Raw genomic sequence first — 13,092 nt, forward strand, 5'->3', positions numbered from 1 at the left:
CCTCACCTACCCGTCCCTGCAGCGCAGGTTTCGCCAGTCGAGGGAATCGAATGAATAAATTTGGAAGTGAGGTCGCAGCAGGGAAACAAAGGAATGAAGAAGCATCTGAGCTCGGGAACTTGCCGACCTTGCATGTGTCAAAAGGGATCGCGAGAATTCAATTGAACCGGTCTCGGCAGCACAATCGGTTCGAGCCAACAGACATCGAGACTTTCTCTGAAATCGTCGCGACTTTGGCTCGGCAGTCGAGCGTGCGAGTACTAATGATAACGGCTCAAGGTCCAAGTTTTAGTTCAGGATTTGACCTGGATACATTGTCGAGTGATCGTGCGGCGGCATGTACAGCCCTGTTCGCCGCGATGTGCGATCTTGTCGAAGAATGCCCCTTTCCTACTATATGCGGCCTGAATGGAAACATTTACGGAGGCGCTACTGACCTCGCGCTTGCATGTGATTTTCGTATCGGAACGCGGGGATGTCTCTTGCAAATGTCTCCTTCTCGCCTCGGTATTCAGTACTACTATTCTGGTTTACGACGTTACGTGGAGCGGCTTGGCCTGTCGCAAACGAAACGCCTTTTTCTAACAGGCGAGCAAGTTGACAGCATCACGTTGTTACAGATGGGTTATCTTACCGAGGTGTGTACTTCGGATGCGCTTGAAGCGCGATTAGAGCATTTTGCCGGGATGCTCGCCCAGCGTTCGCCGGCTTCTCTCCGGGGCCTGAAGACGTCGCTCAATTCAATTCGTCGAGGCACTGCTGACCCGGTCGAGATCAATGCGAAGTTTTTCGAAAGCCTAACATCACCTGATGCCCGAGAGGGCCTAAAAGCGTGGTGTGAGCGCCGGCCTCCTTCATTTGCAGACGTGTGAGGCCAAGGCTCTTCGCACAGCAAAAATAAACTGCCTAAGCCTTGCCTCGTCCTCCGATCGGTTGGCTTTTGCGCGGCGGCGATCAGGGTGAGACTCCGCATTGTCTCGCCCTAATTGTTACCAAATGCTGAGCCGTTGCCTCACGTAAATTGCTCCCTTGGATCGGGAGCGAGCGGGGGCGAAGATGGGGTGGCTAAGCATGGCAACGCGGAAGGAACTGACGGCGGCAGCAGGCGCGCGCTATCGGCGTTCGGATCGCGCGAAGAAGACGCGGATATTGGACGAGTTCGTCGACATCACCGGATTCCATCGCAAGCAGGCGATGCGACTACTTCGAGGTGAGGAAGACGCGCGCCCAAGCCGAAGGGCGCGACGTCGAATGTATAATGAGGTAGAACACAACGCGCTCGTGCTCCTTTGGGAGGCGTCAGACCGGATCTGCGGGAAGCGGCTGAAGGCGTTAATGCCTGCGTTGATTGAGGCGATGGAACGGCATGGCCACCTCGACCTTACCCCCGAGATCCGCGACAAACTTTTGGCAATGAGCGCTGCGACGATCGACCGCGCATTGGTGGGGGTCCGAGAAGGATTAGGTCGCAAGCGTCGGCGGCTGTCAAGCGACGTCCGGATTTGACCCCGCAACGACATGAGGAAGCGACCCCCTTGTTGTTTGCAGGACTGAAGCAAGCCGCTCGCGAAGCGCGCCCTTCATAGCGCTGTAGCGAGCGAGCGGCTTGCGTCACGACTTCTTCTCCGATTTGGCTTCTGGTACAGCGGGCTTCTGCAGAAGTCCGCTGCGGCGCTTCTCCTTCAAGCGATAGCTGTCGCCGCGGATCGTGATTACGTGACTGTGGTGCAGCAGACGATCAAGGATCGCGGTGGCGACCACGGGGTCGCTGAAGACCGAGCCCCACTCGCCGACGCTGCGGTTGCTGGTCAGCAGGATCGCGCCTCTCTCGTAACGACGGCTAACGAGCTGGAAGAACAGATGCGCGGCATCGGGTTCAAAGGGCAGATACCCGAGCTCGTCGATGATCAGGAGCTTTGGCTTGGCAAATTGCGCGAGTCGCTCCTCGAGCCGGCCTTCGCTGTGACCTTTGGCAAGCTGCGCAACGACAGTCGTGGCTGCGACGAACTGAACGGAATGCCCAGCCAGGATCGCTTCGCGCCCAAGCGCGACCGCAAGGTGCGTCTTGCCAACGCCAGGTGGCCCAAGGAGCAGCACGTTCTCGCCATTGGCGATCCAGCGGGCGCTCGCAAGCTCGCGTATCTGCTTCGGATCCAGCGAGGGCTGGGCCGAGAAGTCGAAGCCCGACAGATCGCGAACGAACGGGAAGCGAGCAAGTTTGAGCGTCATCTCGATGCGCCGCTCATCCTTGCGGGCGATCTCGCGCTCGCACAGCAGCACCAGAGTCTCGCGTAGGCTCAGCTCTTGTCGACCGGCCTCATCCAACAACCCATCCAGTTGGTCGCGGACAGCCGTCAGCTTCAGGCGCGTCAGCATATCGCTCAGGCGGTCGGGGACAATGGCTCGCATCAGAAGCCCCCTCCCACAATCGCTTCGTACTCGCCGAGTGGCCGCAGCAGCGTCGGCGACGGCGGCGCGACAGGCGATAACGCGAGCTCGCCAGCACGGCTCGGTTTAAAGCCAGTCAGGCCCTCAAAGTGTTTAGGGTCAACGACGCGACGGCGCCGACCGACACAGATCGGATGAGCGGCCACCTCATGGATCCCGTGGTGGATGCGCACCACGCCATCGGCGATCGTCGCTCTCACCGTCTCGCCGATCAGCCGCCATGGCACAGAGTAGGCGTTGCCATCGATCTCGACCGCGCAGTCGGCCTGCACGCGCCGGATCAGTTCACGTGCGGCCTGGAAGGGCGGCCTCCCAGCGATGGGCTTCAGCGCGTGCGCCTCAGCGCGCCTGAAGCGCTCAATTGGTGCTTCGCCAGTCGTGCCATGCTGGCGTAGGTCGGCGATCTCCCGCGTCCAAGCTTCAAGATGCGCCTCAAAGGCTTCCCAGCTCGGGAAGGTGCGGCCGGCGACCGCGTTCCGTTTGACGTAGCCGACGCCATTCTCGGTCTTACCCTTGGTGCGGGCTCGATATGGCGCGCAGGCCCGTGGCCGGAACCCCCAGTGCTTGGCAAACGCGGTCAGCTTGTCATTGAACACGACGGTGCGCATCGCGGCATCGTGCTCCACGACCAACGCACGCGCATTATCGAACAGTACCTCCTCGGGCACGCCACCGAACTTCACGAAGGAGCTTTCCAGGCCATCGAACCAGCTCTCTTGCCGTTCGTTGCGGAATGCTCTGACATGGTGCCGGCGCGAGTAGCCCAACGTGGCGACGAACAGGTAGGCGCGAACCTTGCTGCCACCGATCTCGACCAGCCGCTCGCCAAAATCGATCTGCAGCTGTTTGCCGGGCGGTGTCTCGAACCGCACCGTCGCGCGCGCCTCGGCCGCAAGCTCCTGGCGATAGCGCTGTACCGCCCGCTCGACCGTGCGCAGGCTGACGATGATGCCTTTCTCGGCTGCCAGCTCCTGGCGAATCACATCGGCATTGCCGTGGTGCTGCCGCAGGCGCTCCTTGAGCCAGGTCTCCTGGCCATCGAGCGCCTTTTTGCGCTGCGGCTGCCGATAGGGTGTCCAGCCGCCGGCCGCCACGTAGTCCTTCACCGTGTTGCGACTAATCCCGAGCTCCCGGGCAATCCGTTTGCTACCCCACCCCAGCTCGTTGAGCCGGAGTATCGCCGAAACCTCGTCCGGCTCCAGCATGGCCTCCCTCCGCGGATCTTTGAACCGCAGAGGACCTGAACTGAGTCGCTGCATAAAAACCCCCGTTCTGACCGTGTCGCGAGGGGGGCAATTCCTCGTGTCGTCAGGGGGTCAATTTTCCATGTCGCCCGACAGCGGCACGCGACGCATTCCCTGCGTCGCAGGGCTCCAATAAGGACGTCGGCAGATTGGAATGATCCGGCGCCCGGATTCGTCGAGGCCGACCTTGTCGCGCATAGCGGTCCATCTGCGCGCGGCAGCTTCATCCAGACCCTCGTGCTCACCGGCATTGCTACCGGCTGGACGGAGTGCGCTCCTCTGATCGTGCGCGAACAAACGCTGTTGAGCACGGTGCTGACGGAATTGCGCAAACAATTGCCTTTTGCGCTGCTCGGCTTCGATACTGACAATGATACCGTGTTCATGAACGAGACGCTGAAAGCCTACTGCGAGGCGGCCAACATCGTCTTCACGCGTTGCCGGCCCTACCGAAAAAATGACCAGGCGTTCGTCGAGCAGAAGAACGGCGCCGTCGTGCGCAGGATAGTCGGCTATCGTCGGTTCGAGGGCGCCTGGAAGCGGCCAAGCTGCTGGCTGAACTCTATCGATCGGCGCGGCTGTTCGTGAACTTCTTCCAACCCTCGTTCAAATTGATAGCCAAGCAGCGCGACGGTGCCCGTGTACGCAAGACATACAGCGCGCCGGCTACACCACACCAGCGCCTGGCAGCGGACGCCCGCACGCCTGACGCTGTCCGCCATCATCTCCAAGAAATCTATGCCGCCCTCGATCCAGTCGCGTTGTTGCGCGACATCCGCGACGTGCAGGAGCGCCTCGCGGTCCTCGGGGACACCCAACCAATCGGCCATCCTGCTGCGGCATCGCAATCGATCGATCGCTTCCTGGCAAGCCTGCGCACGGCCTGGAAGGACGGAGCTATGCGACCGACGGATCGGCCACTCGTGAAGGCGGAGAGAGGCCGACGTCGTCCCGACCCGCACATCCGAGCAACGCCAGAGTTGCGAAAATGGTTTGAAACCGAGCCTTGGCGGACTGGCAGCGAACTGCTCTCGCGCTTGCAGGAGGAATATCCTGGAGCCTATCCGAACAAGCTTCTTCGAACGCTTCAACGTCGGCTGAAATCCTGGCGCAGCGAGCAAGCGAACGCGCTGCTGTTCGCTCCTAGCGAGAAAATGCCGCCAGGGTACGAGGTCACAACACTCCAATGACGTGCGAGGTACCAGCGGAGGAGGCCGGGCGCTCCGAAACCCCGGCCATCTCCGCACCCGGTCTCCTCCTCAACTCAAGCCAGGAGCAAAATAAATGAGGCAACCGATCGCACCCGGGAGCATCAGTACATGAGGCAATACGCGCTCTCATCCTGATTGGCGCGCTATAGGCTTTGTCAGTCCTAGATCAAGTGGCTCCGAAGGCGTCGCATGGATGAACAATCTGGCGTGTCTGTTGAGCGGCTCGTGCATTCTAAACAGAAACACGTGACTGAGCTGCTGCCGGTTTGATGGACACCCGGTCAAGCTAATCCCACCTTACGCCCGAACTCAACCGGGCTGAGATAGCCGATGGTCGAGTGCCTGCGCGTCGTGTTGTAAAATCGTTCGATGTAGTCGAACACATCGGCGCGTGCCTCGTCTCTGGTTCGATAAATCTTGTTGGCCGTACGCTCGGTCTTGCGCGAGGAGAAGAAGCTTTCCATCGCCGCGTTGTCCCAGACGTTGCCGGAGCGGCTCATGCTGCAAACGATGCCGTTGTCGGCCATCAGGCGCTGGAACTGCTCGCTTGTGTACTGGGCGGATTCAAGCGGTCGTCGCAACACCTGAACGAAGGAGGTTGCGATGGGATTCGAAAGCGACGATCACACCGTTCTGGACGGGCGCCGTTGCCGTCACGGGGACGACCGCCGGTAGCGGGGCGATCTGCACTCCAGCGATTTTGGTTGGGGATCGCGCAGGGGATGACCAGCGAGGATGCTGCATTGGCGGCTGGTATGTCGCAGCCTGTCGGAACCAGATTGTTCCGACGCGGGCGGCATGGCACCAGCGATGTTCAGTACTTCGACCAAGCCGCCGTCCGGGCGGTACCTCTCGTTTGCGGAACGTGAGGAGATTGCACTTCTTCGCGTTCAGGGCCTTTCGAGCCGCGAGATCGGGCGCCGACTTAGCCGATCCGTCTCGACTATCTCCCGTGAGCTACGACGCAATGCCGCGACGAGCAGCGGCGGCCTGGAGTATCGTGCGTCGACAGCCCAATGGCACGCCGAGCGATCGGCCCGTCGACCCAAACCGAGCAAGCTTGCGCTCAACACAACCTTGCGCACTTATGGGGAGCAGCGCTGGCTGGCGTCGTCACGACCCTGAGTGGCGCTGCCGTTCCTGGTCCCGCCGTTCCGTGGAAGGGCCGCCCGCCCGCGCAAGGATCGGCGATGGGCCAGGGCTTGGAGCCCAGAGCAGATTGCCCGACGCTTGCCGATCGACTTCCCGGACGACAAGACGATGCGCATCAGCCACGAAGCCATCTATCAAGCCCTCTTCGTTCAGGGGCGGGGAGCGCTACGCCGCGAACTGTCGGCCTGCTTGCGAACGGGGCGCGTGTTGCGGGTACCCAGGGCGCGCGTACGCAGGCGAGACAGGAGCTCTGTCTCGCCGGAGATCATGATCAGTCAACGCCCCGCCGAAGCGGCCGATCGCGCGGTGCCGGGTCACTGGGAGGGAGACCTCATCCTTGGTCTTGGCAGCTCGGCGATCGGCACGCTGGTTGAGCGTACGACGCGCTTCACGATGTTGCTGCATCTTCCCCGGCTTGCGGGGCATGGCGAAGCTCCGCGCATGAAGAATGGGCCTACTCTCGCAGGGCACGGAGCTGAAGCGGTGCGCGACGCGATTACGCGCACCATCATCAGCTTGCCCGAAGAGCTGCGTCGTTCGCTGACCTGGGATCAGGGAGCTGAAATGGCTCAGCACGATCGTCTTAAGATCGACGCGGGTGTCCAAATCTACTTCTGCGATCCGCACAGCCCATGGCAGCGTGGCACCAACGAGAACACAAATGGGCTGCTGCGTCAGTACTTCCCGAAAGGCACCGACCTTATCGTCCACGGCGCCGACGAGATCGCCGCTGTGGCCGCGGCCCTCAATGCTCGACCGAGAAAAACCCTGGGTTGGAAAACGCCGGCAGAGGCCCTTGACGAGTTGCTATCGTGAGTGAACACAATTGGTATTGCGACGACCGCTTGAATCCGCCTTGGCTGCCCCGGTCGGAGTGATGCAACAGCGCATCCGGCTTGCCGCGTCGCCAGACGACCATCAACAATGCGTCCGTCACGAGCTGTGCGGTCATGGCGGCACTCATCGACCAGCCCACCACGCGGCGCGAGAACAGGTCGATCACCGCTGCGACATAGAGCCAGCCTTCGGCCGTCCAGAGATAGATGAAGTCGGCGATCCATTTCTGGTTGGGACGCTCGGCGGCGAACTGCCGGTCAAGGAGGTTCGCCGGTACGGTCTCGAGCTGTCGATCGCCGCTGTCCTTCGGCAAGCGCCGACGTCGCGGCCGCGCCCGCAAGCCTTGCAGCCGCATCAGCCGCTCAATCCGGTGCAGGCCACAATCCGCCCCTTCGGCGAGCAGGTCGCGCCACACTCGGCGTGCGCCATAGGTGCGGTCGCTGGCGGCGAAGCTGGCCTTGACCTTGCCGCCGAGCTCCTCGTCGCTGCGGGATCTGGCGCTGGGCGAACGATTCAGCCAAGCATGGAAGCCCGACCGCGACACCCCCAGCGCATCGCATAGCCATGCCACCGGCCAGATCGTCCGGTGCTTCGCAACGAAGGGGAACTTCATGTCGCTTCCTTCGCGAAGTAGGCTGCGGCCTTCCTAAGAAACAGCCGGATTGGCGTCGCCCGGGATGGCCTGCAACACGAAGCCTAGCGATTTCGCCCGGCGCTGTAGGTTGGCGAGGACGCGGCTACGATATTGCTGCTCATATTGGTCGGCGCCAGGATCCTTGTAGCTCATGCCGTGCCGGAGTGTGTTGTAGAATAAAACCGCAATCTTGCGAGCCGTCGCCGTCACCGCCTTCGATTTACCCGCACGTGCTGACAACCGGCGATAGAATGCTCCCAGCGCTGTCTCGCTCCGCCCCACGGTTGTGGCTGCCAAACGCAACAACGCAGCTGCGCGACTTGAAGATCTCCGTGTGCGCGAAGACAGCACCTTGCCGCCGGAGATCTTGTTGCCGGGTGCGAGGCAGAGCCAGGAAGTGAAGTGTTTGGCGCTCGGCCATGCCGTTAGATCGATACCGCACTCGCCAATGAGCTTCAATGCGAGCGACGGACCCAACCCGTGGATCTCAGTCAAATCGACGCCCCGCACTCTGTACAGTGCGGTCCTGACATCGAAGGTGGGGGTGTTGACCTGCTTGGTCTTTACGCGCGGCTTGGCTAGGTTTCCGACCGGTCTTGCTCCTTTGGTGTTCAATGCACTGATCAGGACTTCGAGCTTGCGATCACAGTCGAGCATCTTTGCCTGATAAACGTCGTAGAGCTCCAGTGATTGAGCTAACGCGAAAACATGTTCGTGGCGGTCATTGCCTACGAGCGCTGCGCGGATCGTCTCGATCGATGAGTGGCAGCGCACGTCCCGATAGGTTGCCGGGACGTCGGGATTGCGTTCGCCTGCAACAATGGCTCGGATAATCCGCATGCCGGTCGCGCCGGTGATATCCGACACAACATGATGGAGCTGCAGGTTCATCTCCATCAGAGCCTTTTGCATATGTTGGATATGGGCGGCAGCATATTCCACGAGCCGCTCGCGCTGGCGTAGATAGGCTCGCAACGTTGCGATCTCGGCATCGGTCGGAAGCTGCCCCGTAACAGGCCATAGGAGTGGAGCTGGCGTAACCAAGCGGCATCGCTGAGATCGGTTTTACGGCCAGGTACATTCTTGGCGTACCGCGCGTTGACCAGAATGACCTCAAACCCGCGCTGTTCTAGGATCTCGTAGACTGGGATCCAATAGACCCCAGTGGATTCCATCGCGACACTGGTCACGCCGCACATCTTGAACCAGTCCGCCAGTTCATGCAGGTCTTGCGTGAATGTGCCGAATGCACGCACTGGCTTGTCGGTGCAGGCCGGGTTTACCGCGGCCATGTGCATCTTTGATCCGATATCGATAGCGGCCGGGCTGAGGTTGACCAGCTTTAGGTCCGGGCCGCGGTCGGTTGTCCTGTTAGGCATCGCAACTCCTCCGTCCGATGATGGGCTGGAGGGTCAGGGCTATGCCAATTTGTCATCTTCCTAATCGGGATCGCCGTCGAAACGGCGTCACCACTCTCAAGTCCGCATGCGCCCATGGACCACGTTTTTTAACGGGGACAGTGCCTCCAATAAGCTGACGGCCGCTACCCTCCGAGCTAAAGGATAGCACAAGGCTGTTTCTATCCCGCGCAGGCGCGCCACGACGCTGGACAGTTATTTAGGATATCCCGCTCGGCCTTCAGCTTGGCGACCTCACGGCGCAGCCGCTCGATCTCCTGCTGCTCCGGCTTCATCTGCCCGTGACCGGGAAAGGCCTGCACCGGGTCGGAGCCGAACTTGCTGATTCCAATGATCTCGCCGGGGTGTACCGATTTGATCTCGCCCAGGATTGAACGAACCCGCTACGCGGCAGTAGGGGGCAAACCTGCTGAACTGAGGTGTCCTGTCTGAGAGGATGTTGGTCTTCGCACCACCCCTCTCAAGACAGGAGACCCAGATGGCTACGATGAGCCCTCTTCGGCAGCGCATGATCGAGGACATGACGGTCCGCAATCTGTCGCCGTCGACTCAACAATCCTATATCTATGCGATCGCAAAGTTTAGCCGCCATTTCGGCTATGCCCCGGACCGGTTGAGTTTCGAGCAGGTCCGCGCCTACCAACTACATCTCATCGGCCAAAAGCGCTCGTGGTCCCACATCAATCAGGTGGCCTGCGCGCTGCGGTTCTTCTACGGCGTCACACTCGGGCAGACGGAGGCATTCGAGCGGATCATTGGTGGCCAGAAGCCCGACAAGCTCCCGCTCGTGCTTAGTGCCGAAGAGATCGAGCGCTTCCTGGACGCGGTTACAGGGGTGCGCAATCGCGTCGTGCTGGCGACGGCTTATGCGGCTGGCTTACGGGTTAGTGAAGTCGTCCGCCTGAAGGTGAGCTCGATCGACAGCAAGCGAATGTTGATCCACATCGAGAACGGTAAGGGCGGCAGGGATCGTTACGCGATGCTTTCTCCGCGACTGCTGGAGATTCTGCGTACGTACTGGATGCGAGCCCGACCGGGGCTGTGGCTATTTCCAGGCCAAGACCCAAGTGAACATGTCAGCGTCCGCTGCGTCCAGGCGGCCTGCCGCGCCGCCCGCCGCCGCGCTCGGCTTGCCAAGCCGATTACTGTCCATACGCTCCGGCACTCGTTTGCGACCCATCTCCTGGAAAGCGGGATCGACATTCGCATCATTCAAGTTCTGCTCGGACATGCCGACCTGGGATCGACCGCGCGCTACGCTCAGGTTGCGACCAACCTGCTCGCCCGCACGACCAGCCCATTCGATGGACTCTCCGTCAGGGTGATCCCACCCGACTGAGCTGCGCATATGCGCCCCGTGCTCGAGGTGGCGGACATCCTCCGCCGCCACGGCGGCGCCTTCCGTGCCGCGCAGGGTCCTCGGCTGTCCTCCGATCAGCGCCGTGTGATGGCGGCCATCGAGGCGTGTCGCACAGCGACGCTCGGCGGCCACGTCGAGCGGTGCGACGACTGCGGCCTGGTCCGCGTCGCCTATAACAGCTGTCGCGATCGGCACTGTCCAAAGTGCCAAGCGCTCGCGCGCGCCCAATGGCTCGCCGAGCGCCAGGCCGACCTGCTGCCGGTCCCCTATTTCCATGTCGTCTTCACCGTGCCGGCGCCGGTGGCCGCCATCGCGCTGCAGAACAAGACGGCGGTCTACGACATCCTGCTCAAGGCAGCAGCCGAGACGATCCGTCTCATCAGCGCCGACCCGAAGCATCTCGGTGCCGAGACCGGGATGATCGCCATTCTCCATACCTGGGGCCAGACCCTGACGCATCATCCGCATGCCCATTGCCTCGTGCCAGGCGGCGGGATCGCCCCTGATGGAAGCTGGGTTCATTGTCGCCCCGGCTTCTTCCTTCCCGTTCGCGTCCTGTCACGATTGTATCGTCGGCTGTTCCTGGAGCGCCTGCAGGCGGCGTTCAATGGCACCAAGCTCCAGTTCTTCGGCCATCTCGCGCACCTCGTCGAGCCAGCGGCATTCGCCCGCCATCTAACCGCCCTCCGCAAGGTCGAGTGGGTCGTCTACGCCAAGCGTCCCTTCGGCGGACCAGAACAGGTTCTGGCCTATCTCGGGCGCTACACCCATCGCGTTGCAATCGCCAACGGCCGGCTCCTTACCTGTGACCAGGGCCACGTCCGCTTCCGGTGGAAGGATTATCGCGCTGGCAACAGATCCAAAGTGATGACGCTCGACACTGAGGAGTTCCTTCGTCGCTTTCTGCTCCACGTATTGCCGAAGGGGTTTCGCCGCATCCGTCATTTTGGCTTCCTGGCGAACGCCTGCCGCGTCGCCAAACTCGCGCGCATCCGAGCGGCGCTAAAGGCGCCAGAGCCGCCTCCGCCTGCCGAAGCTGTCGACTATCGTGAGCGCTGCGCCATCCTCATTGGTCACCGCCTCGACTTGTGCCCCATCTGCGGAGGCCGCATGGTCGAGATTGGGCCTGTGCCGCGTGCGCAAACGCCGCGACGCGCAGCACCTCGCTGCGATACATCATGACCGACTACCTCGACTTGTTCGCTCCCACTGCAGGCATCGCCATGCCGACGTTCTCCGTCGGAACGATCAAGCACGCTCACAACGCGCGGCGAACGGGCGATAGTCAGCCGCTTGGGCTTGACGCGCCGTTCGACGCTATCGACGCCGGCATCCTCTGCTGCCAATATCAACGGCAATCTGCGGCCACACTCGCTCGCGGGCCCGACATCGGGTCAATCGCGCCTACCGGCGCCTAGATCGAGCCCCCATAGGTCCTCGCTCACAAGACGCGGCTTCGTTCAATCCAGCTTCAAATAGGTCCCGCGCTGGACTTGCGGCGAGATCTGCGACGCGGGACCTATTTGAACCCTCCAGTATTCCGAGATGATCTCGCCCACCATTCCGATTTGATGTCGCCCGGGGCGCGAGGCGTTCTGGCTGTCTGGTTTCTGGCATCGGCGAAGCCGCGTGGTCAATCTTGAATCGCGGCTCGACGGGCGGGTTTTTCTGTTGTTCCTGCTGTGGGCATGTGGGCAACGCTCTTGCGTTGTCCAAGCGTAGCGGCATGTCCACAGCGCCACAGGCTCAGGCCTTTCGGTCAGGTTTGCGGGTTCGCCGCATGCTTTCGCCGTTCAGATCGATCCGGTGGGCGTTATGGACCAGGCGGTCGAGGACGGCGTCGGCGTAGGTGGGATCACCAAACACAACAGAGTGCCCCTATTTTGGAACGGGTCGTGTCTCACGTCACGATCACTGACCCGCATCATTTTCTTTTTGGGCACCGGCTTGAGGTGCTGAAGGAGCGGTCGGGGGCGGTCCCGCCTACGTCGTTGTCGCGCTGCCGGACGGCCGGCCGCGGGCAGTTCGGATCGCGTCGACGGATCTTGTCGAGACGCCGATCACGCCTCGCCCGAACGCCGCCGATCTGCCGCGCATCAGTGCCCGTACGCTGATCCCATTGATGCAACATTTGAGCGCGAGTCTGAGCCTTCTCGACGAGAAGGTGATTCGCGATGACCCACCGACCGCTTCCAGGTCGCGTTGCGTATCGACCCCTGCCGATATTGGCAAATCCACCCCGCCGTCCGACGGCCGACATTCCGCGCCTGTGGCCGAATCTGTCGACCGCGACGCAAACCCAGATCGCTCAAATCCTCGCCACGCTGCTGCGGCGAATGCAAGCGGTTCCCGGCACGGCCGGAAGGAGACTGGGTCGTGCTGATCAGCTCGACCGTCGCTGACGAGCGGCTCACGACCGCACACCGAGCCAAGTTGGCCTACGTCTACGTGCGGCAGTCATCCGTGAACCAGGTGCGCCAGCACCAGGAGAGCACCGAGCTGCAGTACCGCCTCGTCGATCGGGCCATCGGTCTGGGCTGGCCGCCGGAGCGCGTCCAGGTCATTGACGAGGATCTGGGCAAGTCCGGAGCTGGCGCTGTGGATCGTCATGGTTTCCAGAAGCTCATTGCCGAGATCGGCCTTGGCAACGCCGGCCTTGTGGTGAGCCTCGACGCTTCTCGCTTGGCCCGTCGTCTGGCAGACCGCCACAACCAGCGAGCATCACGTACAACGGCGCGTTCATACCTACCGCAACTACATTGACATTGATCGGTTGCGGCGACGGATC

Annotated in this window: 7 protein-coding genes and 7 pseudogenes; 8 read left to right on the forward strand and 6 right to left on the reverse strand. The window is 61.7% G+C overall.

Going from position 1 to position 13,092, the window contains the following annotated elements:
* The first annotated feature begins 50 nt into the window (after nucleotides 1-50).
* Both XH83_RS39205 and XH83_RS39210 read left to right on the forward strand, forming a co-directional pair.
* Nucleotides 51-872, forward strand: coding sequence for an enoyl-CoA hydratase/isomerase family protein (locus XH83_RS39205; RefSeq protein ID WP_128929836.1), 822 nt, complete (start codon nucleotides 51-53; stop codon nucleotides 870-872).
* 184 nt (nucleotides 873-1,056) lie between these two features.
* Nucleotides 1,057-1,482 (forward strand): annotated as a pseudogene (locus tag XH83_RS39210) (ISNCY family transposase); the annotation flags it as partial.
* Nucleotides 1,483-1,611: 129 nt separating this feature from the next.
* Here the strand turns inward: XH83_RS39210 and istB are convergent.
* Both istB and istA read right to left on the reverse strand, forming a co-directional pair.
* The gene (istB, locus tag XH83_RS39215) at nucleotides 1,612-2,376 is read right to left on the reverse strand and encodes an IS21-like element helper ATPase IstB (protein ID WP_305825917.1); all 765 of its coding nucleotides are present in this window, start codon (nucleotides 2,374-2,376) and stop codon (nucleotides 1,612-1,614) included.
* Between the two features lie 32 nt (nucleotides 2,377-2,408).
* Nucleotides 2,409-3,707, reverse strand: coding sequence for an IS21 family transposase (gene istA, locus XH83_RS39220; protein WP_164934316.1), 1,299 nt, complete (start codon nucleotides 3,705-3,707; stop codon nucleotides 2,409-2,411).
* A gap of 75 nt (nucleotides 3,708-3,782) precedes the next feature.
* Here istA and XH83_RS39225 point away from each other — a divergent pair.
* Nucleotides 3,783-4,882 (forward strand): annotated as a pseudogene (locus XH83_RS39225) (ISNCY family transposase); the annotation flags it as partial.
* Nucleotides 4,883-5,184: 302 nt separating this feature from the next.
* On the opposite strand, the pseudogene XH83_RS39230 reads toward XH83_RS39225, so the two are convergent.
* Nucleotides 5,185-5,469: pseudogene (locus XH83_RS39230) on the reverse strand (IS3 family transposase); the annotation flags it as partial.
* Between the two features lie 42 nt (nucleotides 5,470-5,511).
* Here XH83_RS39230 and XH83_RS39235 point away from each other — a divergent pair.
* Nucleotides 5,512-6,871, forward strand: a pseudogene (locus tag XH83_RS39235) (IS30 family transposase).
* 40 nt (nucleotides 6,872-6,911) lie between these two features.
* Here XH83_RS39235 and XH83_RS39240 read toward each other — a convergent pair.
* Nucleotides 6,912-7,538, reverse strand: a pseudogene (locus XH83_RS39240) (IS3 family transposase); the annotation flags it as partial.
* Nucleotides 7,539-8,905, reverse strand: a pseudogene (locus tag XH83_RS39245) (IS110 family transposase).
* A 517-nt stretch (nucleotides 8,906-9,422) separates the two neighbouring features.
* Here XH83_RS39245 and XH83_RS39250 point away from each other — a divergent pair.
* The 3 genes from XH83_RS39250 to XH83_RS39260 are packed head-to-tail and all read left to right on the forward strand — an operon-like array spanning nucleotide 9,423 to nucleotide 11,722.
* Nucleotides 9,423-10,283, forward strand: a complete 861-nt coding sequence (locus XH83_RS39250) for a site-specific integrase (RefSeq protein ID WP_164935788.1) — start codon at nucleotides 9,423-9,425, stop codon at nucleotides 10,281-10,283.
* Between the two features lie 9 nt (nucleotides 10,284-10,292).
* On the forward strand, nucleotides 10,293-11,486 hold the full coding sequence (locus tag XH83_RS39255; protein ID WP_128929833.1) for an IS91 family transposase: 1,194 nt from the start codon (nucleotides 10,293-10,295) through the stop codon (nucleotides 11,484-11,486).
* On the forward strand, nucleotides 11,483-11,722 hold the full coding sequence (locus XH83_RS39260; protein WP_128929832.1) for a hypothetical protein: 240 nt from the start codon (nucleotides 11,483-11,485) through the stop codon (nucleotides 11,720-11,722). The genes XH83_RS39255 and XH83_RS39260 overlap by 4 nt, the downstream gene beginning before the upstream one ends.
* 328 nt (nucleotides 11,723-12,050) lie before the next feature.
* Here the strand turns inward: XH83_RS39260 and XH83_RS39265 are convergent.
* Nucleotides 12,051-12,170: pseudogene (locus XH83_RS39265) on the reverse strand (ATP-binding protein); the annotation flags it as partial.
* Between the two features lie 510 nt (nucleotides 12,171-12,680).
* Here XH83_RS39265 and XH83_RS39270 point away from each other — a divergent pair.
* Nucleotides 12,681-13,067 (forward strand): recombinase family protein, encoded by a 387-nt coding sequence (locus XH83_RS39270; RefSeq protein WP_128929831.1) that lies wholly within the window; start codon nucleotides 12,681-12,683, stop codon nucleotides 13,065-13,067.
* The last annotated feature ends 25 nt before the right edge of the window (nucleotides 13,068-13,092 follow it).

The sequence above is a fragment of the Bradyrhizobium sp. CCBAU 53351 genome (assembly GCF_015291745.1).
GTDB lineage: Bacteria > Pseudomonadota > Alphaproteobacteria > Rhizobiales > Xanthobacteraceae > Bradyrhizobium.